Here is a 23,078-nt window from a genome sequence, read left to right as displayed (position 1 = left end):
TTTACACCCTTGGTTTGTACTTCAGCTCCTGAAAGACAATTATAAACCCGGTTCCCCTGCTGGTATCAAGTTCTATGCTCCCGTTAATCTGATCTACAAGCGCAGTCACCAGCTGGAGCCCGAGAGAATCCGTGTTTCTGAAATCAAGGTCTTTGGGGAATCCTCTGCCGTTATCCCTTACAATCATGGTCAGCCTGTCCTCTACTTTTTTATTCCCCTGTATGCTGCTAAAGCCGGTACTATCAACTTTTTCGCTCTTAGCCACTTGATCTTCTGCATTTTTATAATTATCTCTATTCCCGGGTAGGTTTCCTCCATCCCTGTGCAGCTGGATTCGGATTTCCCCGTCTTCTCCTTTGGAAAAAGCATGTTTAAGGGCGTTTGAGACAAGTTCATTGATAATGATACCCAGGGGGACTGCCGTATCCATGCCCAGGAAAACGTTTTCAACATCAAGCTTCAGGCTGACTTCTCCGCTGCCTGTAGAGTAGGCCTGGGAGAGGTAATCAGCGAGGTTTTTAATGTAGTCCGCAAAGTCCACGTTTACCATGTCTTCAGACTGGTAGAGTTTTTCATGGACAAGAGCCATTGACTTAACCCTGTGCTGGCTATCTTTGAAAGCTTCTATTACCTTTCTGTCTGAGAAATTACCGGACTCCAGGTAAAGCAGGGTTGAGATTACCTGCAGGTTGTTTTTGATCCTGTGATGAATTTCTTTTTTGTGGATTTCTTCGATCTGCAGCAGGGCTTCTTCGGCTTTTTTGTGATCGGTGATATCGAGGATAATGCCCTGTAGGTGGATTCCTCCTTTACCATCTCTCTGGATAAACGTTCTTTCATCCACCCAGCGGACTTCCCCGGATTTGGTAAAGATTCGGTATTCCGAGGTATAGACGTCACAGCCCGCTTCCACATTTCTGGCAAGTTCTTTTTGCATCTTTACCAGGTCCTCGGGATGGACGATATCTCCGTAAAGAATTTCCTTTGAGGCAAAATCCTCTGCATCATAGCCAAGCCGTGTAATGTTTTCCGAAACGAATTCCGCAGGCCACCCTTCTTCAAATTTCCATAAAAAGACAATTACCGGACTATTGTTGATAACTCGTTCCATTTCTTCTTTAAGCTTGTTGGAACGTTCCAGCTCCAGAGAGTAGTCCAGCAGGGCTTTTTCTGCTTCCCTGCGCTGCGCGGTAACAAGATCAAGAGCCCTGCGGGTTTCTTCGATCCCGTCCGTAAGGAGCTTAAAGTCCCCATGCCCGTGCACAAGGATCTCTCGCTTGAAATCATTATTCTGGAAAGCCATCAGAACAGCATTTGAATCATCAATGATCCTGTTGAGGGTTTCGGAAAATTTATCAAGGGTGTCCCCAAGATCTCTGAACTCCCCCTGAACATCTACATTGACCCTTTCCTTCAACTCTCCCTGTGCAAGGGCATTGGTTACCCTCATGGCTTCTCGGATAGGGATGATTACGGCTTTGAGGATCTCATTCAGGCCGGTTGGAATTTCCCGGAAATCGATTTCCACATCGGTGTTTGCCCTTACATCAAGCTTTCCTTTAACCGCATCCTGGGCAATGCTCTTGAAGTCCTCAACAATTTCATCGATAGGTCTTGTGATGGAGCGGGCAATCATATAAGCCAGGGCAGCCATGAACAGGATCGAGATTGCAGAGATGATCAGCAGCCTGTTCCGCAGGGCAGTGACTCCGGCAAGCATTTCCTCTTTTGGGACAACCAGGACGAAGGCAAAGTCTCCGGTCTCAACGGGTTCGTAAAACATAATAACGGTCTTGCCGGTGATTGGGTCATTGATCTCAATGTTTCCTCCGATTCCCTTTTGGATATCATCGGCTGCCCTTCTAATTTCTTCCACGTCAAAATCGGAAAGGCTTTTCTTTCCGATCCAGTCCTTCTGCGTGGGATGTGAGAGAAAGATCCCGGAATTGCTTACCATGAAAGCATACCCGGTATCAAACGTGTTGATCTTGCTTGCAATCTCATCCACATATTCAAGGGGGACGTCCACACCAGCTATCCCTGTGAACTCTCCGTCTTTAAAAATTGGAGAGTCGTAGCTTACCATAAATACTCCCTCATAAAAGTAGGGCTCTGTCAGGACATCTTTGCCTGTAGTTTTCGGTAGCTGGTAGTAGTCCGAGGAATCATAATTGACAAGAGGATCGATAGTTATCTGACCATTAATCATATTGCAGTAAGGAACGAACCTACCTGTAGCATCATGTCCAGGCGCATTCACATATTCGGAATCCCTGCCATCAAAAGCATCCGGCTCATATCCTGCATAGACCCCTATAAGATTTGGATTTTCTTTGAGGATATTTTTCAGGATATCCATTGCCTCTTCCCGGTCGGAAGCTTTGTACTTGGCCATCGTAAGCGCAAGGGTTCTTGCAACGGCTCGGTTTGCTTTCATGTCCGCATCAAACTGGTTTGCATAATTGGAAGCCATTTCAACGGATTTCTGGTAGGCCAACATTTCTTCCTGAGCCGTAACCGTGTTTATAATAATTGCCGTGGATACAGCCAGAACCAGAAAAATCCCCACAACAATAAAGATAACCAGTTTTGATTTTAAGGGGACCTCTTTGAACCTCATCGTACTAAACTCCCGCAATTGATGTTTTTGAGAAAGGACTCCGGATGGAACGGTTATTGTTTAGTGTTTTAAAAACCATGGGCATTAAACGTCTGTTACTTCCCGGGCGGATTTCCTGTAATGCATGAAAAGTTCCCTGCCCCAGCGAAGTGCACTTTCATCGAAGCTCATCACCTTTCTGTGGTCATATCTTCCCTGCCTGTCGAAAAGGCAGAGGTACATAAAACGGTCAGTGACAGCAATGGTGGGAATTCCAAGGCTTTCTTCACAGACCGCTACAATTGTATTTTCTGAGTCAAAAAGGGACTGAAGGTCGCCGGGGGAGTCATGTTTAAGCCTCTCAAATACGGATTCCGTTAGCACGAGTTCCACTTCAACCTCACTCTTTGCAAGCTTTGAATATAAAGAAGGATACAGAGGATGATAATAAGAAAGGGAGCTCAGGATGCACCTGGATTTTGCAAGATTTTCAGTAAATTCCCTGGGGAGGTCAAAAAGGTGGTTCAGGTCAGGTTCGATCACCATGCATTCCCCGAGTTCACCAAGGCGCATGAACATGTCCATCGGTATCATGCTCGTATCCCGGCTTGCCCAGTATTCCTTGTTTTCTTCGATGACCTCAAATGTGTTGAGCAGGGGCAGCATGTTCCCTACCACCAATTTTCCAATCTCCGAAAGTTCATAAGTGTCCTCTTTCTGGAGGATCAACTCCTGTTTTTTCAGGATCTTGATCTGAGGCATCATCGCTTTAGCAGTCACATTAAGAGAGGTCTTGATCTGCTCGATGTTCCGGGGCCCTTCCATCAACAGGAGGAGAAGGTTTTTCTTTTTTTCAGAAAGCCAGATAGTATCACATAAAGATGAGCTCATTGCTACTTTTATAATATTGAAAACCTTTTATTAATATGTTATGTTATGAGGAGATGAATAATTATCAAGAAATAAATTTAAAAAGCCTGAAAAATGTACCTTTTTTCCGAAAAGGGGCCTTTTAAAGCTCTCAAAAATTTTAACGGCATCAAAAAATCTCCTCTCTATGGCATTTCCCCATTACTCACTCCTTAACCCGAAAGTTATGAAAAAACCCCATAGGTTGGGCTATATATTATCGGAGTTATAGAATAAATTACACACTGGGAAAGTGATCAAACCTTCTGGGATAGGCAAATTGTCTTGAGTAAATCCCCGGTACAATAAAAGAGAAGGTTTGAAAACAGATTTAAATAAGACACAAAAAAGGATAAAACACAGTGCAGAAAAATTGTTGCATCATCGAAAAAAAGTGAAATGAATCTCAGGGAAGAACGAAAGCTTTCCGGGCTGCATGTGGGAATGCAATCCGACACTTACGGGACAAACTGAGAATAATGAGAAAAAGAACAGTTGATTGCCATCAGAGATGTCCAGGCAGTTTTCTTAACTGCTTCTGAACTCCAGCAAATGCATTACAACATTTACCTGAGGGCTGTAGCCGTGGGATTTAAGGCCATATTCCTCAGGTACCTCCAAATAATACCTGCTCTTTTCAAGTGATTGGCCTGCCTTATTTCAAGTGATTGAAACTTTTAACGGTATTGAATTTAAGACCACGAGCGAGAAATACTTAACTGTATAAACTTAAATAGTGTTGACGAGTCCGCATGTGCATTATTTTTCATTTCAAGTACGTAAGTCCTATTCTTTTATAGCAGCATTCATAATTTTTGCTTGTACTTTAATTCCCGGAACATGATCCTGAATTCGGTTCCCCTGCTCGTGTCAAGTTCAATGCTGCCCTCAACCTGGTCCACAAGGGAAACAACAAGTTGCAGGCCCAGGGAATCGGTCTCTTTGAAATCAATATCTTCCGGAAAACCTTTGCCGTTATCCCTGACAATAAGTGAAAAACAATTTCCTGGGATTCCTGCCTTGCTTCCTTTACCGGTGCCAAGCCGTCCGGTCTCTTTGCCATCCTTTCCGTTTTCTTCTTTTTTGAGACCGACGCAAATCTCGCCGCTTTCTCCTTCTGAGAAGGCATGCTTAAGGGAGTTTGAGATTAGTTCATTGATAATGATACCGAGAGGGACAGCCGTATCCATACCAAGGAAAACGTTGTCAACGTCAAGCTTTAACTTGATGTCTCTGCTCCCCACCGAATATGCCCCAAAAAGGTAATTTGCAAGGTTCTGGATGTAGTCTGCAAAGTCCACACTTATCATATCTTCGGACTGGTAGAGTTTTTCGTGGACCAGTGCCATGGACTTTACTCTGTGCTGGCTATCTTTGAAAGCTTCTATTACCTTTTCATCGGAGAAATTTCCGGACTCAAGGTAGAGCAGGGTTGAGATTACCTGCAGGTTGTTTTTAATCCTGTGGTGAATTTCTTTTTTGCGGATCTCTTCCATCTGCAACAGGGCTTCTTCGGCTTTTTTGTGCTCGGTGATGTCCAGGATAATCCCCTGCAGGCGGATTTCTCCTTTTCCATCTCTCTGGATAAAAGTTCTCTCATCCACCCAGCGGACTTCCCCGGATTTTGTAAAGATCCGGTATTCCGAGTTGTAGGCATCACAGCCCACATCCACGTTTCTGGCAAGTTCATTATCTACTTTTTCCAAGTCATCCGGATAGACAATGTCTGCATAGAGAATTCTGTTTGAGATTAAATCCTCTACTTCATATCCAAGTAGGGTAACGTTTTCCGAGACAAATTCTATTGGCCAGCCTTCCTCATACTTCCACAAAATGACGATCACAGGGCTGTTGTTAATTATCCGTTCCATTTCTTCTTTTAACCTGTTTGAGTGCTCAAGTTTTCTCGCATACTCAATTAAGGCTTTTTCTGCCTCCCTGCGCTGGGTTGTAATCCTGTCAAGGACCAGGCGGGTCTCTTCAATCCCATCAGTCAGGAGTTTGAAGTCTCCCTGCCCCTGTATCCGGATAGGGAGCTTGAAATTATTGTGCTGAAAAGCTGTAAGTACGGCGTTCGAGTCGTCAATAATCATATTAAGGGTCTCGGAAAACTTATCCAGCGTGTCCTCAAGTTTCCTGAACTCTCCCTGAACGTCCACATTGACCCTTTCCTTCAACTCTCCCTGTGCAAGGGCATTGGTCACCCTCATGGTTTCCCGGATAGGGACAACCACAGCATTGAGGATTTCATTCAAACCTCTGGGAATTTCCCTGAAATCGATTCCCACATTCGTGTCAGCCCTTACTCCGAGTTCTCCTTTAACTGCATCTTCAGCAATGCTCTTAAAATTATCAACAATTCTGTTAATCGGCTTTGTTACGGATCTTGCAATCATATAAGCCAGAGCCGCCATAAACAGGATTGAGATTGCAGAAATAATAAGAAGCTTGTCTCTCAGATCGGTAACTCCGGCAAGCATTTCTTCTTTGGGGACTACCAGTACAAAAGCGAAGTCTCCGGTCTTAACAGGTTCGTAAAACATAATAACGGTTTTTCCGGTTGTCGGGTCCGTTGTTTCAAGGTGTCCACCAACACCTTTTTCAATATCAATGGAGGCTTTTTTGAGTTCTTCTCCTCCAAAATCATACAGGTTCTTTTTTCCGATCCAGTCCTTATGGGTCGGATGGGACATAAGAATTCCCTCATTGCTGACCATAAAAGCGTATCCCGTATCAAAAGTCCGGACCTCACTTACCACTTCATCCACATATTCAAGGGAAACGTCCACTCCCCCAATCCCTGCAAATTCTCCACCCTTAATGATAGGAGAAACGTAACTCACCATGAAGACTCCTTCATAAAAATAGGGTTCAGTAAGCAGATCTTTTTTCGTATCTTTTGGAAGCTGGTAATAATCAGAATCGTCATAATGAAGGAGAGGTGCAACTGCAATAGTCCCGTTCATTTTATTCCAGTAAGGGACAAACCTGCCAGTTCCATCGTGGGCAGGAGCATTTACATATTCAGCGTCTTTCCCGTCAAAGGCATCGGGCTCAAAAGCCACATAGGTCCCGAGGAGATGAGGATTGTCAAGGAGCAGGTTTTCCAGAATAAGAAGAGCTTCGTTCCGGTCTGCAGTTTCATAGCTTGCCATGGTAGTGGAAATCGTTCTTGCAATGGCAAGGTTGGCTTTCATGTCCGTATCAAACTGGTTTGCATAATTGGAAGCCATTTCAACTGACTGCTGGTAGGCCAGCTTTTCTTCCTGCGTTGTAACCGTGGAAATAATCACAGCTGTGGAAGCCGTAAGGATTAGAAAAACCCCGAGAACGGTATAGAGGATCATCTTTGTTTTCAACGGGGTATCACTGAACATTATTTAACCCTCACTATTGGCCTCTCACTATTGGCCTCTCACTATTGGCCTCTCACTATTGGTTCCTCACTATTGGCCTCTCACTATCGGTCCTCTCGTGGTTCCTCTCGTTTTGAGCTGCCTAAAGGGTGAAAAGAAAGCAACTTTCACTTACATACTTCAGACGAATTTATGGACCCGAAGACAAATCAGGTACAATCGAGTATTTAATAATTCAATTTTATGAGCACTTAAAACATTTAAATACTTCTATAAAACTTCAGGACGGCAATTTCTAGATTCAGGCAGAGAATTTTATTATATATTTTACAATGTTACATGTTTTGAGATATTGCCTGTTTGAAGTAATTATCCGATAAAAATATTCAATAAAAATAATGGAATACGGGAAAAAGAAGGAATGCAGGATATGTTTCTGCATTCCTATTTAAAATTTATGTCGTGGTTTCACCCAATACATGGGTTTCTTTTTCCACCCTCGCCGGGTTCTCGTTCTGGGAATAGAACCAGAGCGGGACGTATAGGGCAAGCACCACGAAACCAACTATAGTGGAAGTCCAGCCCACTTCAAGGCTATTGAGGTAAATAACCCCTATCAAACAAAGAGGCAGGTTAAAGAGCCCGAAAATCAGAGCAACGTATTTCCAGCCCCCTGGAGCTTTGAAAGGTCTCTCAAGCTTTGAGAATCGGGGATCGAGTTTTGCCTTCACGTAAGCAAAGAGACTGATTCCGTTGGCACAGACGTATCCGATTGCAGATGCCGCCAGAATGGCTGCAGGAGTTCCAAGGCAAATGAAACCCATGTTAAAGAGAGCGATGACGATCATCGCATTAACGGGGGTTCCGTGAGTATTCATCTTTCTGAAGAACTTTGGAAGATTTCCTTCAGTAGCCATAGAATACATTGCCCTTGAAGCACCAAGGAAAGCAGTCTGGATGATCATTACCATTGCCGCAATCAGCATGAGGATGGTTAGAGCCCCACCTACGGGCCCAAGAGTCATCTGAGCCATCGGGAGCATTGGTGAGAAAGGTTCTGCCAGAATTCCTGCTATTCCCAGGGTTCCGGTACAGGCTGCCTGGACAAGGATGAAAGTCACCAGGCAGATAGTACCGCAGATGAAGAGGGCTTTGGGAACATCGGATTTTGGTTCCTTATACTCGGGCCCGTAGATAGCTGCGGTTTCCCAGGCACAGGCACTCCACTGAGCCATTGCAAAAATCCCGAACAGGATAAGGATATGCGGTATATCCCAGCTCCAGTCTGTGGGCAGCCAGGCTCCTGTGATATTGCTCATTTCAAACTGCCCGGTTATGAAAGGTGCAAGGGCAATGATGATAAGCGGGGCAAGAGAAAGCACGGCAAGGATGTACCCAAGGGTCGCTCCGCCGGCAAGCCCGCGATAATTGACTATCATAAGGAATATGTAAACAACTGCTCCGGAAGCAAGATAGAGAGCAAGGTCAGGAACACCAGCAAAGGCAGGAATCAGGCCTTTAAGGTAGCTTCCGATAAGAATTGCAAAGATAGCAAGCACGGGGTTCCAGGCAAACCAGTAGCTCCAGGCACTGAACCCTCCGAGCAGTTTACCCTGGTCGTATTTCTTGTTTCCCTTATTCGTACCGAACACACTCTGGGCGTATCCCGGAAGCCCTGAGGCTTTAGGGAACATTGTTGCAAGTTCTCCATAGGCAAAGTTCTGCATAAAGCCCTGGAAAACGGAAAAAATCCAGATGACGATTGCAAAAGCCCAGACATAGCTTGCAAAGTAACCGATAGATGGAAGGATCAGCACAGGAACACCAAGGGCGATTGCAAGCCCTTGTTTCCAGTCAATTGTCCGCTGAAGCCCTCCTGATTCACTTTTTTCGTCACTCATTTTCAACACACACTCCGTTTAATTGTTTATTGACATAACCTGAAGATTCGCACAGCTCTTGCAGCATAAATAAGCCTGCAGAACCTGCAAGCAGAAAAAGTGGAAAGATATTCAGAAACCAGGCCGGGAGGGTGCACCTGCGTTTTTCCGCCTGTAGCAGCAACCCGTAAAAAGTTTCGCCACGTTTCCTGAATTATTCCAGAGGAATATGGTTCCTGAAACCCCCGCTATTCGTGTTTATTGCAATCTTTTGTGCAAATTCGGTTCTATTCGATATGTTTATCTGATCTGTTTCCTGAAGAGATCACAGGAGTTGATCTTAACATCGAGCAACTTCTCGATATTCATTTTTGCAGCAATTCCCTTTGCAGCACCTGGGACTGAGGTAATGACGCCAATATCGAGTTCTTCACGGAGTTCTCTCATGACATATTCATCTGAGAGGTCCATTGTGTCGACATTCAGCTTCTTTGCCACATACTCTTTTGCCTCTCCTATGCGCATGTTCTTTGAGAACTGCATCCTTGCAACGAGGTCACCGGCTGCTCTCATGCCTGTCATACCGGAAGCCATTATGTGGGAAATCGGCATACCCAGAGGGTCGCCGACCCCGATCTATATGCCGTCAACGCCGGCAATTTCGACCATTGCCTTGCTTGCCCTTGTAACGGCATCGATTGGAGGAGTCTCAAGCATAGGGATTCCGCCGACACCCATACCCATGTTCACGTGACATGGAATTGAGGTTGCACCTACTGCAGCCTTTATAAATGTGACTGCCCGTGCCAGGTTCCAGGCAGAGGTCATGCTGGTGTTAGTGTTGCACACCGGACCAAAAACGTTTGCACCTGCTTTTTCAATAAGAGGAGCCTGCTGGTGTGGCCAGAGCCCTGCAAGGGTTACGCCGTCATACTGCAGGTTGCCGTGCATCCCGAGCACCATTTCTCCTGCCATCCCGGCTTCGATGTACATGTTTGGGAATTCTTTCCTGAGAGCTTCGATAGCGTGGAGGGTCCCGTACATGTCTGCGTCCCCGGCTGCACCGGTTGTGTCAAAGTTGATCCCGTCTGCCCCGGAGGCAAAGAGTTTCTGCATAACCCACACGGTGTCCCTTGTGAGGTGTTCTGCGGCGTGTTCCATGGAGTCCCAGGCTTCCTGAATCTTGAAAGCCTTCATCAGGTCTCCCGGGTTTTCGAAGGGACCATCGGGAGTATAATACAGGCCCATGTTCGGCATTGCCCCGTAAAAGAGCGGCACGATCATGTTCTGCTGGCAGGTTTCCATGGTCTGACACTCGTTTGAGATTACAGGTTTTACAGGTTTGTAGCTGTAATCGATGTGCCCGAGTTCCATGGTGTCTGCACCAAAGGCTCTCTCATGCATCATGCAGCCGACAAGCCGGCTGGAAGGAATACCAACACCACTGTTGCCCTGGTCCCCGTCAAGCCTGAGAGTACCGATATCGTGGGTCACAGGAACTTCCATGCCCTGCTCGACACTGACTGCCTTTCCGGGCATCATCAGGATTTCTGCAAGCTTTTCAAGTTCATCAGCACTGAGAACAGGAATCTCACCGAGGTCAGCGGCGTTAGCCGTGCCTGCCTCAATCTCCTCAACAATCTTTTCTTTGGTAAGGAAGACACGTTTCCCGTCTCCCATCCTCAAAGCATATTCAGTTGCCATTTTTATATCCTCCATTGATAAATGATATTGATTGAACTTAGATGACTAGACTCAGAATGAGAACCGGAATCAGAACCGGAATTAGAACCGGAATCAGAACCGGAATCAGAACCGGAATCAGAACCGGAATCAGAGCAGCAGTTCCTTTGCCTTTGCAACAGCTTCGCTTGCGTTTTCGGCGTAGCAGTCTGCCCCGATCTTTTCTGCCCAGGCCTGGGTTGCAGGTGCTCCTCCTACCATTACCTTGACGCGGCTGCGCAGCCCTTCCTCTTTCAGGAGTTCGATTACTTCCCTCTGTCCGGGAAGTGTGGTGGTCATCAGGGCAGAAAGCCCTATCATATTTGCATTGACTTCTTTTGCTTTCTCAACAAAGTTCTTTATAGGAACATCCCTGCCGATATCATGAACTTCAAAACCAGCGGATTGCAGCATTGTGGACACGATCGACTTGCCGATGTCGTGCACATCGCCTTCAACCGTCCCGTTTACAATTACACCGAGCTTTTTGCTCTCGCTCCCGGTAGGGAGATCAGCTTCAAGTAATTTGACTCCTGCTGTCATCGCATCAGCAGCCATCATTACATGGGGCAGAAAAAGTTTCCCTCTCTCAAAAAGAATTCCTACCTGGTTCATGCCTGCTGAAAGTCCTTTATCAATGATTTCTGCGGGTTCCATGACCTGCTTTGCTTTTTCAACAGCAGCCAGTACTGCATCCTTTTTACAGGAGATTACCGTATCCGAAAGCTCCTGAATAAGTTCTTCTTTAGTTGCCATTTTTAAACCTCCATTAAGTCAGAAACCCGCTTTAGCATCCTAAGTATCGCTACTAAAGTTTGATTCCTGAGTATAGAAATTATATGTGTAAAAATATATAGCCCAGACGATGGTGTTTTTTCTTAATGGTATGGAATTGGAACCTTCCGGAAGCATTGTGAAGGACCGAAGGAAAAGGACAGGCTCTTCGGTTGAGGCTCAATCAATAAGATTTTTTGATGGCATTGAAATTTTCAACATAAATAAAAACAGGGATGAAAAACAAAATTGAATTCAAAAATTAGGAAGTGAATCCGAGTTCTCAGGAATCGATTCCTAAAGAATCTCCGCATTGTTCTTTCGTTACTTTGAATGCATATTCCGACCATCCAGCACGCAGACCTTTATTGTTCCGGCACTCGTCTGGAAGTTCGTACAGATATTCAGAGGGGGGTGGGTTCTTTCAAAAACTTCCATTTTTTCTTTCGGCTGGCAGAAATAATCACCCTCAAGCCGGAATTTCTTAAAAAGCTCACATGTTTCACAGAGACATCCCTCTTTATTTCCCTCTACCTCGCTTTTGCCTCTGGCACAGAACATCCCTGTGCCCCCTGAATAAGAAAGACAGTTTTTGCAGACACAGGCTTTCAGGTGGTGGTATGAACTGCAGATCCCGAAATACTTTCCGTATATTTCCCTGGATTTCAAGGTGATATCGGGCATCTCCCGTGAGAACTCTTCTGCTTCTTCGGCATTTTCTCTGCCTTCTGTTGAGACCTCAGAGTCCAGAACATTTCCCCCTGTGTAAAAAAGGACATTAATTTATAAGATGTCAAAATATATTGTATTATTAATTGAGGGTTTTATAAATACATTTTTACCTGTGGCCGTTAGGGCTCTGGATTTAAAAAGGCTTTGGAGGAAAAGGGATAATATGGGATTCAATCAGGTAGCTGAAAGTGACGAACTGATTCTTGATAAAGCACTCGAAAGGCAGCGAATTCTGGAAACCGTGATCAATAACAGCCCTATAATGGCTTTTTTCTGGACCCCGGAAGAGGACTGGCCTGCCAGGTATGTCTCGAAAAACGTGACCCAGCTGGGGTATAGTGCAGAAGACTTCCTTACGGGAAGGATAATGTATGCAAATATAGTTCATTCCGAGGATATAGACCGGATAAGAAAAGAACTCATCAGATGCTGTGAAATCGGAAAAAATGATTTTGTCAATAGATACAGGGTCCTTACAGGCAGGGGAGAAATCCGATGGGTAGAAGAAAAGACCTTTATCCAGCGCGATAAAAAAGGAAATGTTGTCAATTTCCAGGGAATAGTCAGGGATGTTACCTCTGAGATAAAAAACGAAAAAGCATTGAGTGATGCCCTTGAGAGCCAGAAAGCCCTTATGGAAAAACAAAAAGCCCTGCTTGAGCGGCAGAAAGCACTGGAAACAGTGATCAACAACAGCTCTGTGGTGGTTTTTCTCTGGAAGGCAGAAAAGTACTGGCCCACTCTCTACGTATCAGAAAATGTCCGGCAGTTCGGGTACGCTCCTGAAGATTTCATTTCAGGAAGAATCCTCTACGGAAAGATCATCCATCCTGAAGACCTGCTCCTTGTGGAACTTGAACTTGATGAAAACTGTGAAGAAGGTGGAAAAGAGTTTTACCGGCAGTACCGCATCCTGACAAAAACCGGAGAGGTACGCTTGGTAGAAGAAAAAACCTTTATCCAGCGCAATCAGGAAGGGCAGGTGACCAATTTCCAGGGTATTATCGAAGACATAACCGAAAAGATTAAAAAATCCTGAGAGAAAAAGGAATCAATAACTTATTTTTTCCCGGGAAAAAGGGCATCATATACCTAACACCCCTCCCTCTTTTAAGGGGTAAAAAATATGTTAATAATAAGTCATTAATATTTTATAAACCTCTGAATATATTTTATTATTACAGAGGATTCTTCAATATAACATTTATTTCAATAAATATACATTACAGTCCAGAAACTACAGGTGATCAGATCAAGGTGCATAATATGGAAAACTCTTTAATTGACCTTATTTTTTTGTCAGAAAAAAGAAAAAAAGTTCTTCTCCTGCTGTTTGAAGGGCCAAAGGACATCAATACAATAAAAAAAACCCTTAAAGCAAGTGCAACTTCAGTTCAGCCCCAGGTAAAAATGCTCAGGGAAAAACACCTTGTAGTCCAGGATAAAGAGTTCTACAGGCTTAGCGAGATAGGAAAAATCATAACCGAAAAAATGAAACCCCTGCTGGATACCCTTTCTGTGCTGGAAGAAAATATAGATTACTGGGCTGACAGGGATATGAGTAAAATTCCGTCTTTTCTTCTGAACCGTATAGGAGAACTCGGGCATTGCATTACAATTGAACCTCAGCTCGAACATCTGTTCGAAATGATTCCCGAGTATGCAAAAAATGCTGAAGAGGCAAAAACGTTAGAAGCGCTCGTTTCTTATTTTCACCCTCTTTTTCCTTCCTTTTATCTAGGGCTTGCAAAAAAAGGTACAGCAGTGTCACTGATTCTTCCCGAATCAATACTTAAAAGGTGGATTGAAGATGATTACAGGGAACAAACCAGGCAGTTTCTGAAAATGGAGAATACTAAACTCCTGGCCTGCAAAGACTGTGAAAAGACTCCTACTATTATAGCGGCAGACAATTTCATGGGAATAGCACTTTTTCCTAAAGATGCTGTCTTTGATCGAAAATACCTGATAAACTTTGAGCCAGGAGCTCTGTCCTGGGGCAAAGAACTCTTTGAGTATTACAAAAACCTTTCCGAACAGACCACTGAAATTAATGACCTCAATAATGCTGCAGGAAACAGGCATATGTGAAATTCCCAAATAATCCTGTGAAAAATCCGGATTCCAGACAGCTATTCATGTGGAACGCAGCCCATTTATGATTTCTTCCAGAAGGAGGAGGGTCCCCGAAACTCCCAGATACGTTTTCGGGATAAAGTGGATGTACCCTCCGTCCGGAAGGATGATTTCGATACCGGCTTTGCAGCACCCCTTTGATTTTAAAAGCTGCAGGGTATGGGCGTCAGCAAAGGCAATATCAGCCGATTCCAGGGCAGGGTCCCTGTCCCAGGCTTCGCAAAAACCCTTTTCTTCCAGAAACGCCTTAAGAGATGCTGCTGCTTCAGGGTCGCTTCCGGGAAGAAGTTTTATTGCAAGGGGAGCCATCCCCAGATAGGAGTAAAGCCAGTGAGTAAGGGGGAAGGCAAGGGAGCTTTCTGCCCTGATTGAAAAACTGGCTCCTTTGGGTAGCCCTGAGAAAGAATGGAAACGTGAAATCTGTTTATAACTGGTCTGCCTGGCTTTCCGGATTTCCACAAGGGCACGGGCAGGGTCGATATCCAGGACAGCCGCAACTTCCTTAAGCAGGCTTTCATTGGCATCAAACCCAATGGGAGCCCCAAGAGGAGAAAACACGGCAGGTGTTCCGAAGCGTTCCCTGTACCACTCCGCGACCCTTCTGCCGTATTCGGGGAAAAGGACGATATTGCAGGCTGCATCTCTCGATTCCCTAATTTCGTCGAGTGAAGTTCCAGCAAGGAAAACGGTCCCTACTTCCAGGCCCAGAAAAGCCAGGAGCCGCTTCATTTCTGCAACCGAGCCTTCCCAGTGTTTATGGAGCAGGGAAAGCCCTATCAGGTTCACTTTTTTCAGGGAAACGGGGTGGGGGAGGGACCGGGAGAGAGGCCGGGGTTTCAGGTGCTCAAGCAAAGCAAGAGCGGTATTTTCAAAACCCCGGGCTGCGGGAAGGGAAAAACCCGTATTTTCCACCACAAAACAGCGGTTCTGAATCCCTGCTTTTTTAATTACACTCTCCAGGTCGTCTCCCACAAGGCTTGCTCCCGGGGAATTAATCACCACAAGCAAGCCTTTTTCTTTTGCTGCTATTGCTGCAAGGGCACTTTCAAACTTTTCAAGAGAACCCCGTATGTAGTCTTCCCCGTCCAGGCAGGTGCAGGGAACCCTTGGCTGTCCGAAATAGAACTCGTCCTGGAACGAAAGGGGGTCATGGGAACTTTCCCTTGGAAACTGTCTGTCCGAGAGAAAACTATGGTACGACTTGCATCCTGTAGGCCCATTCAGGATCACAGCCGCGTCCCTGATTCCTTCTACCGCCAGGATAGAACCCGTAAAAGCGTCCGGGGAAAAAATCAACTTTCATCACCTCCATCGTACTTCCACCCTTCCATAACCGGCAACCGCAGAAGTGTACTCCAGCGTTTTGCAAGTTCAAGCCCGCTCAGAAACCCCACCTGCGGGGAGAAAGGGATAGTATCATAGTGCACTCCTTCTTCAGGGACCGAAGGGACATAACTCGAAAGAACCAGGTCCGGCCTAAGATCCCTAACATCCCTCGCCCTCCTTTCATCAGTATAGTTTCTCTCCACCTGGAAACCTTCATGGGACAAGAGGCCCGGACTTTCCCTCCCGAAAAACGAGACAGGAATCCCGACCTTGAGGATTTCCATTCCCAGGTCCCGGATCGTGTCCAGGATCCAGCTGATATCCTTGGTGTAGCTCACCAGGAGCACGCGCTTTCCCGAGAGATGCGGGGCATATTTCCCGATCCCTGCTTTGTACGCCTCTTCCTGTTCCTGCAGCAGGAATGAGAGGTCCTTTCCGGGAAGCAGGCGTGCTGCCAGGGTTTTTATCCAGATGGAACTTTTCCGGAAACCCACAGGAAAAGGAAGCTCAAAAAACTCAAGCCCGAAACGCTCGGAAAGGTATGTCTGCAGGGCCCGGGTCTCGGGGTCGTTGCAGGCAAGCAGGTTGATTTCCGCTTTTTTAAAAGAGCGAAGGGAAAAGGTATCTGTCCCTTTTAAAAACCTGCAGTTGACCCCGTACCCCAGCTTCCCTAACAGCTTCTCGACCGTACGGAAGTCTTCCTCCCCCCGCAAAGAAAAGCTCCTTTCTCCAATCACATTAACAAGTCCTTTTTCGGGCCTGCCGGAAGGGTCAATCAGATCGGCAACCCGTTTGTAGCCCTCAAGTAGCCCGGCAGAAAAGTCCCCGGTAAGGACCCCTTCCACAGGGACAGGGATGACCCTTGCTCCCGGAAAACGGACTTCGGTTCTTGAAGCTGCCTCTCTTATGTCGTCTCCTATGATCCCTCCGGGGCAGGTGTTCACCACAAAGACCGTTTGCCAGCCGGCTGAAAGGGCTTCTTCGATTTTCCTCTCAAGTTTTTCGAGCCCTCCGAAGATGACGTCCTCTTCCTCCATATCGGTCGACAGGAGGCACGGGATCTGCTTTTCCTCACGTGTAGGAGCATTTATTCCACCTCCCCTTAAAAAAGAGCAAGAAAGAGCATCGGCTGTGATATGGGTGCAGCTCCTCGGCCCGTGCAGGACCGTGGCGGCATCGTTAACCTGAAAAGTCGCAGTCGTAGCCCCTGAAAAGGCACAGCCGTAAAGAGGCAGCCTGGTGGGAGGTGCCGATGGGGGTGGTGCGGATGCTTCTGTGGGAGTTCCTGCGGACTTTGTGTCGGGAACTCCTGCGGAGATTTCTACAGACTGCCCTTCGGGAATCGCCTTGCAGATTTCTGAGGAAGACCCTTTTTCCCGGTTGGGGGAACCAGGTTCTACACCGGGTTTTTTTCCGGGTGCAGATCCTGGGACAAATGGCTTTCTGTTGGGCAGTTTCCGCTTTCCCAGCACCAGGGTTTCAAGCTCAAGGTCACCAAGGGGGTTGGCGGGATGGAGCAGGCTTCGGTCCTTTTCCAGGGTTTCCACATACCCTGCCAGCTCCCTGAAAATACCTGCAGGGGCAGAGAAAGGGAAAGCTTCAGCCAAGGTTTTTCCGGCTTTTTCAGCCTGGAAAAAGACTTCGTCCCTGGGAAGAGAAATCAGTACAGGCAGCCCTACCGCCCGGGCAAAGGCAAAGACCCTTTCTTCTTCGGCAAAAAGCCCCCGTCCGTTGAAGATAATGCCTGCAACCCTGGGGACTGCGTCCTCGAAATTCCGGATTCCCCTGAGGATATTGTTGGCTGCGTATAGGGCCATGTATTCTCCGGAAGTCACCAGAAAAACCGCATCTGCATATTCTTTCCTGAGGGGAACTGCAAACCCGCCACAGACAACGTCCCCGAGCACGTCATAGAGAACAACGTCAAAGGAAGAATTCCTGAGCCCCAGGCGTTTTAAGACCTCAAAACTACTCAGAATCCCACGGCCTGCACAGCCAACCCCAGGTTTCGGCCCCCCGGCTTCCACACAGGCAGTACCTCCATAGCCTTCAAAAACCAGGGCTTCGAGCTGCTGCGCTTCCAGGGGAGTTTTGAGCATATAGTCCAGCACGGTGGGGATACCAGCCCCTCCGAGGAGCAGCCGGGTGGAATCGTGTTTTGGGTCGCAGCCGACTTGCAGTACTCGCTTTTTCAAACCGGCAAGGGCAGCCGAGAGGTTTGCAGCAACCGTGGACTTGCCTATGCCCCCCTTCCCATAGAGGGCAATCTGGATCACGGTTTTTCCCTCTGTGCCCTCCCGGACTTAAAAGGGCAAAACCCCGGGAAAAGAGAATTAATTGTTTTTTCTGTTTGGATGGGCATACCCGCATTATTAAGACTAAGGCATAAAAAATTATAGGTTATATTTCCGACTTAAAGGCATTTTTCTGACCATTTATGTCAGAGGTATCCTTCAAAATCCGCCTCTCCCCTTGCATAGGCTTCGTGCCATCCCGGGGGAACAGGCATATTTTCATAAAGGGCGGCTCGCTGTGCTTCAAACAGATCCGGCTTATTTCCCATAAATTCTGCTGCACAAAACACCCTGTTTTCTGCCTTTCCGGCAAGCTCTTTTAACCAGCGGTAGCCCCCAAAAGACCGCAGCAAGTGGTGGTCCAGGACCAGCGTATCCACACTTTCAGCCAGGAGGAGGGCATTTTCAAAAGCTTCTTTTGAAGCTTCAGGGACATGATGGGAGAGATAAAGCGGGGGACCTGCGGCAAAAACGATCGTAGGCTTCCAGGCAAGTACTTCAAGCACAGCTCCCCTGTCCAGGAGCTGGATGTCGGAACAGTGGACAAAGACCTCGTCTCCCTCCCTTACGCAGGTCATCATCACCGTGCCAAAACCCTTACCTTTTGTCCCATGCGGAACAGGTGAAGAAAAACTTATGCCATCGAAACTAATGCCTTCGGAATTCGGAAGGGGAAAGCCAAGAAAGGTTGAGAGTTCTTTTCTCCTTCTGGCAGAGAGCCGGGAAATATCCTCCGGTCCTTTGCACCAGAACCTGATTCCTTCCGGGGGAGGGAGGGCTTCTACTGGCAGCTGATAAGGGTCTTCAGCTTTCATGGGCATGTGGTCCCCGTGGTAGTGGCTGATTACTATGTCCGTTACACTTTCAAGTGCAACAAGGATCTTATTCCTGATCCTGAAAGCAGCTGCAACCTCTACAGGGTGGGGAGGTAAACCGTAACGCAGGCGAGCAAGGGCAACCCCCGGATCAATCAAAATTTTTTTCTCCCCGGTTTTTACAGCGCAGGCAAGAGACCTTGCTCCGAAGGACTCACACCCAAGAATTTCAATCTTCATATGTTTCTATCGGTTTGCAGGAATAATAATCCTTTTCATATATAGAAATTTAATATGTTTAAAAGTCTCCTTATCACTCTCTCACTCGTTGTTCGAAAGGTATTCTTCCAAAAATATTTTTACGGTGAGGTGAAAGTAAGCAAGTAGAAGGGGGACGATGATGATTCCCACCAATCCAAAAAAGGAGACTCCTATAATAACCCCAAGCAAAGATTGGAAAAGACCGATTAAGGAAAATCCGTAATCAGAGTCTGCCTTTCATCTCTTTCCCTAAATTTTGTGACCCCTACACCTACAAGCCTGAATTTCCCCCTGCCTATGAATTCCGACAAAAGCTGAATGGCTGTCCTTTTGATCACGAAGATATCCGAAGTCCAGAAAGGGAGAGTCCTTGAGCGTGTATAAGTAGAAAAGTCCTCAAAGCGCACTATAAGGGTTACGGTTTTAAAAAGAAAATGGTGTTTCAGAAGGGACCCATGCACGCTTTCTATAAGAATATCCAGGGACCCGGAGATTTTCACAGGGTCATTCGTGTCCTCTGCAAAGGTCCCGTGTCTGCTGATTGACTTTACGCCTTCTTTTTCAACGACCTCTCCAAAGTCGAGGCCGTTTGCCAACTGCTTCATCCTGAGCCCCATTTTCCCAAATCTTTCCGAAAGCAGCTGGATATCACAGTTTGCGAGCTCTTCTACCCTGTTAATTCCCATACTTTTCAGGTTTTCCGTTGTCTTTTCTCCGATTCCCGGAATTTTAGAAACTGACAGTGGAAAAAGAAAATCCCTGACATCTTCAGGCCTGATTACTGTAAGTCCATCAGGCTTTTGAAAACCCGAAGCAATTTTTGAAATAAGCTTGTTCGGCCCGACCCCAACAGAACAGGTGATCCCCTGCTGCCTCTGCACCTCATCCTTTATCCTGAGAGCATAGATAGCCGCCTCTTCAAAATTCCGGACCTCAGGCCCCGGTATAAGATAAGCTTCATCTACACTGACCTGCTGGAACTTTTCTGCAAACCTCCGCAAAAGCTCCATTACCCCTGCCGAAACCCCTGCATAGAGTTTCATGTTCACAGGTAAAAAAACAGCCCTTGGGCAGAGCCTGTAAGCCTGTGAAATAGGCATTGCCGAGTGGAGTCCATACTTTCTTGCCTCGTAAGAACAGGTGCTTACAACTCCCCTTCCGGACCCTTCTTTAGGATCAGAACCCACAACTACGGGCAGTCCTTTCAGTTCTGGCCTTTCTCTAACCTCTACAGACGCAAAAAAGCTGTCCATATCTACATGGAAAGTGATTCGTCTGTCGGAAGTGTTTGTTTCAGGATTGGGGGCAGGCATCATATCAGATAGAATAAAACATATAAAAAAGGCTTGAGGAAGTCGGGTGAAAGTATTAATCCGACTGGTCTGAAAAGTAAGCATATAGCCTTAATGTGTAATAGAACTTATTTCAGACTGTATAACCACATTGAAAGATTCCTTTCAGGACTCCTGTGTGTTATCGTCCTCTCTGTACATTACCGCTTTTGATAAAAAGCATACTCCTATAGCCGATATGCAGATAACCCAGTAAAAAGCCAGGGGCAATAACACTGCCTCAATGCTCGACCATTTTGAAATATCTCTGAGTGCGAGAATAAGAAAATACATAGAAAATATACTGGCTGCAGATGAAACTGCAACGTATACGTTCGTTGAACCATCGTGCCCATTTGAGGATATAAAAAATAATGCAGAGCAGGGGGACAGTAAAACCAGTATAATGATCCAGAGAGTCTCTACTGCGCTTACCGGGTCACCAAGAAATGATTTCCCATTAGAATAGACCAGAAAATTTGCTATAACGAATATAGATAGGGAAATACACAGAGGGATTGCCAGATACCATCGAGATAGTGTTTTTCTGGCTTCCAGTAAGAAAAGCACAGAACCAGAAAGAGAGATAATACCCAATAATTCGATGATGATGATAAACAGTAAATCGGATGCTATAAAACCCGGTGTTATAATAGACATGGAGCTGAATATGATGGATACAAAACTTGTAACCCACGTCATCATAAAAACAGCTGATGTCAACGCCAGCGCAATGTTTATCCTCATATCATCACCATAAAACCTGAAATAAGGTGAGTATGAAACGGGCTGCCATAAAGTAATAATGAGACACTGACAGCCGATTCTTGCTGGCTTCAATGTGACAGACCCCTCATACAGGGTGCCGCAGCTTCCTCTCTATTGTATGAAGTGGACACCCTAACCTTAGATCCGAATATTAAATATATCTTACTATGATAGGACTATTCAGGAAAAGCATTTCTACAATATTATAATATGGGTATTAATCTTAATTTTTTATTTTTAGTTTAAATACGGGGGGATTTCATAAAAGCAGAGCAGAACAGTTCAAAAACTGGAAAAGAGATAATCGGACAGCTGTTTCCTGAAATCACATCTAAATCACTTGCAGGCAGGGTTGTGACCCTTCCTGAAGCCATGAAAGGAAAAATTGCACTCGTCTGTATTGCTTTTGTGCGAAGTTCACAGAGTATGATCGATTCCTGGGCTCAACCCTTTGAGCAGGAGTTTGGAAAAGACAGCATGTTTGCAGTCTACGAAGTCCCGATGATAAACGCAGGTTGGAAGGTCCTCTCCTGGATGATTGATGCCGGTATGAGAGGAGGAATCCCAGTGAAGAAACATGACAACGTGGTAACCTTTTATGGAGACTATTCCGGCTACCAAAAAGCTCTTGGAATGGAAAATACTAACCTTGCCTATGTTTTGTTACTGGATCAAAAAGGTATTGTTTGCTGGAAAGGGCAGGGATATGCCAGCCCTGAGACAGAAAAAGAACTTCTCAAAGCTGCAATGGCACTAAAATGATAGAATTTCAGGTAGAATGGAGAGATTATGAAGGTAACAAGGATAATACTCGGATTTTTTGCTTTTGTTGTCCTTATTTTTGCAGCTTATGCCGTCCTGAGAACCGTGCCGATTGATAACTGCGGGGAAAACGGGGCAGGACCTGCCTGCATCAAGCTTCCACCCGATTTTTCTATTGATTATTACGCCGAAAATGTTGGAGGGGCAAGGTCCATGACCCTTAGTCCAGGCGGGACACTTTTTGTCGGAAGCCGGGACACGGGGAAGGTCTATGCCGTCCCTGATCGGAATAGGGACAATAAAGCCGATGAGGTAATTGTGCTTGCCAAAGACCTGGATATGCCAAATGGGGTGGCGTTCAGGAACGGCTCCCTGTATGTAGCCGAAGTTTCCAGGGTGATCCGCTATGACAATATTGAAGCAAGGCTTGAAAATCCACCCGAGCCAGTCGTGGTCAACGGAGATTTTCCATCCGACCGCGCACATGGATGGAAATACATCAAATTCGGTCCCGATGGAAAACTGTATGTGCCTGTGGGTATGCCGTGTAATGTTTGCGAAAAGGAAGAAGAGCTCTACGGAACGATAATGCGGATGGAACATGATGGGAGCCAGCTCGAAATCTTTGCAAGAGGAATAAGGAACACGGTAGGTTTTGCCTGGAATCCCGAAACTGAAGAATTGTGGTTTACTGACAATGGAAGGGACTGGCTTGGGGACAATTTGCCTCCGGACGAACTTAACAGGGCTCCCGAACCCGGTATGAATTTCGGCTTTCCCTACTGCCATGCAGGTGATATTCCTGACCCTGAATACGGAGGACTCAGAAACTGCTCCGAGTTCACACCACCTGAGATAAAACTGGACCCTCATGTGGCTTCTCTTGGGATGACCTTTTACACAGGCACGATGTTCCCTGAAGAATACAGGAACCAGATCTTTATTGCCGAGCACGGCTCCTGGAACAGGAAAATTCCCATAGGGTACAGGGTTACCCTGGTCAGGCTGGAAAACGGAACCCCTGTAAGTTATGAGCCTTTTGCCGAAGGTTGGCTCCTGGGACTTGCAGCCTGGGGTAGACCTGTGGACGTCCTTGTAATGCCTGACGGAGCTTTGCTTGTGTCAGATGATAAGAATAATGCAATCTACAGGATCAGTTACGGCTGATCCTGATATCCTGCAACGTGGTTTTAACCCGAATTTGTTTGGTTTGATACATGGTACACAAGTGTGAAAAACCTTAAAGCAAAGTACAAAAACTTCCAAATAGCGAAAAACCATTATTATGGGAATTTAATGGAAAATACGATTTTTAAAGAATTATATAATTATTTAATGGATTATTTTTGGTTATAATTTAAATTGAAAGTTTAGAAATACTTATTTTTTTAATTAAATCTTATTTACTTCTTT

16 protein-coding genes and 1 pseudogene are annotated in these 23,078 nt (G+C 45.9%); 5 read left to right on the top strand and 12 right to left on the bottom strand.

Annotation, left to right across the window (positions count from 1 at the left end; all coding sequences use genetic code 11):
* Position 1: 1 nt before the first annotated feature.
* Together MSWHS_RS09070 and MSWHS_RS09065 are read right to left on the bottom strand one after the other, a co-directional pair.
* Positions 2-2,620, bottom strand: a complete 2,619-nt coding sequence (locus tag MSWHS_RS09070; RefSeq protein WP_048127779.1) for a histidine kinase dimerization/phosphoacceptor domain -containing protein — start codon at positions 2,618-2,620, stop codon at positions 2-4.
* A gap of 84 nt (positions 2,621-2,704) precedes the next feature.
* Positions 2,705-3,490, bottom strand: a complete 786-nt coding sequence (locus tag MSWHS_RS09065; protein WP_048158942.1) for a winged helix-turn-helix domain-containing protein — start codon at positions 3,488-3,490, stop codon at positions 2,705-2,707.
* Positions 3,491-4,003: 513 nt separating this feature from the next.
* Between MSWHS_RS09065 and MSWHS_RS20265 the strand changes: the two genes are divergently transcribed.
* Entirely contained in the window at positions 4,004-4,153 is a 150-nt protein-coding gene (locus MSWHS_RS20265; RefSeq protein WP_156148115.1) for a hypothetical protein, read from the top strand.
* Positions 4,154-4,314: 161 nt separating this feature from the next.
* On the opposite strand, the gene MSWHS_RS09060 is transcribed toward MSWHS_RS20265, so the two are convergent.
* From MSWHS_RS09060 to MSWHS_RS09035, 5 genes and pseudogenes are all read right to left on the bottom strand, one after another.
* The gene (locus tag MSWHS_RS09060) at positions 4,315-6,885 is read right to left on the bottom strand and encodes a histidine kinase dimerization/phosphoacceptor domain -containing protein (protein WP_048127783.1); all 2,571 of its coding nucleotides are present in this window, start codon (positions 6,883-6,885) and stop codon (positions 4,315-4,317) included.
* A 434-nt stretch (positions 6,886-7,319) separates the two neighbouring features.
* Positions 7,320-8,765 carry an APC family permease gene (locus tag MSWHS_RS09055; RefSeq protein WP_048127786.1) on the bottom strand — a complete coding sequence of 482 codons (1,446 nt, stop codon included), beginning with the start codon at positions 8,763-8,765 and terminating at the stop codon, positions 7,320-7,322.
* Between the two features lie 279 nt (positions 8,766-9,044).
* Positions 9,045-10,448: pseudogene (gene mtbB / locus MSWHS_RS09045) on the bottom strand ([dimethylamine--corrinoid protein] Co-methyltransferase).
* A gap of 129 nt (positions 10,449-10,577) precedes the next feature.
* Entirely contained in the window at positions 10,578-11,222 is a 645-nt protein-coding gene (mtbC, locus tag MSWHS_RS09040) for a dimethylamine corrinoid protein MtbC (RefSeq protein ID WP_048127793.1), read from the bottom strand.
* Positions 11,223-11,564: 342 nt separating this feature from the next.
* Positions 11,565-11,924, bottom strand: coding sequence for a DUF2769 domain-containing protein (locus MSWHS_RS09035; protein ID WP_082088083.1), 360 nt, complete (start codon positions 11,922-11,924; stop codon positions 11,565-11,567).
* Between the two features lie 211 nt (positions 11,925-12,135).
* On the opposite strand from MSWHS_RS09035, the gene MSWHS_RS09030 reads away from it, so the two are divergent.
* Complete coding sequence (locus MSWHS_RS09030; RefSeq protein ID WP_048127795.1) at positions 12,136-13,011, top strand: PAS domain-containing protein; 876 nt, start codon at positions 12,136-12,138, stop codon at positions 13,009-13,011.
* Between the two features lie 227 nt (positions 13,012-13,238).
* Positions 13,239-14,063, top strand: coding sequence for a winged helix-turn-helix domain-containing protein (locus tag MSWHS_RS09025; RefSeq protein ID WP_048127797.1), 825 nt, complete (start codon positions 13,239-13,241; stop codon positions 14,061-14,063).
* A gap of 45 nt (positions 14,064-14,108) precedes the next feature.
* Here the strand turns inward: MSWHS_RS09025 and MSWHS_RS09020 are convergent, their stop codons facing one another.
* From MSWHS_RS09020 to MSWHS_RS19280, 5 genes are all read right to left on the bottom strand, one after another.
* Entirely contained in the window at positions 14,109-15,404 is a 1,296-nt protein-coding gene (locus tag MSWHS_RS09020) for a nitrogenase component 1 (RefSeq protein ID WP_048158941.1), read from the bottom strand.
* A complete protein-coding gene (locus tag MSWHS_RS09015; protein ID WP_048127801.1) occupies positions 15,401-17,710 on the bottom strand; it encodes a nitrogenase component 1 in 2,310 nt (769 codons plus the stop codon). Before MSWHS_RS09015 ends, MSWHS_RS09020 begins: the two co-directional genes overlap by 4 nt.
* A gap of 164 nt (positions 17,711-17,874) precedes the next feature.
* Positions 17,875-18,783, bottom strand: a complete 909-nt coding sequence (locus MSWHS_RS09010; protein WP_048127803.1) for an MBL fold metallo-hydrolase — start codon at positions 18,781-18,783, stop codon at positions 17,875-17,877.
* Positions 18,784-19,010: 227 nt separating this feature from the next.
* On the bottom strand, positions 19,011-20,120 hold the full coding sequence (gene dinB / locus MSWHS_RS09005) for a DNA polymerase IV (RefSeq protein ID WP_048130338.1): 1,110 nt from the start codon (positions 20,118-20,120) through the stop codon (positions 19,011-19,013).
* 141 nt (positions 20,121-20,261) lie between these two features.
* Positions 20,262-20,882, bottom strand: a complete 621-nt coding sequence (locus MSWHS_RS19280) for a hypothetical protein (RefSeq protein WP_082088084.1) — start codon at positions 20,880-20,882, stop codon at positions 20,262-20,264.
* Between the two features lie 267 nt (positions 20,883-21,149).
* Here MSWHS_RS19280 and MSWHS_RS08995 point away from each other — a divergent pair, with 267 nt between their 5' ends.
* A complete protein-coding gene (locus MSWHS_RS08995) occupies positions 21,150-21,665 on the top strand; it encodes a hypothetical protein (protein ID WP_369798981.1) in 516 nt (171 codons plus the stop codon).
* Between the two features lie 27 nt (positions 21,666-21,692).
* Positions 21,693-22,832, top strand: a complete 1,140-nt coding sequence (locus MSWHS_RS08990; RefSeq protein ID WP_048127809.1) for a sorbosone dehydrogenase family protein — start codon at positions 21,693-21,695, stop codon at positions 22,830-22,832.
* Positions 22,833-23,078: the final 246 nt, after the last annotated feature.

The organism is Methanosarcina sp. WWM596 (assembly GCF_000969965.1).
GTDB lineage: Archaea > Halobacteriota > Methanosarcinia > Methanosarcinales > Methanosarcinaceae > Methanosarcina.
The sequence above is the reverse complement of the archived record's forward strand: the minus strand, read 5'-3'. Positions and strand labels throughout refer to the sequence as shown.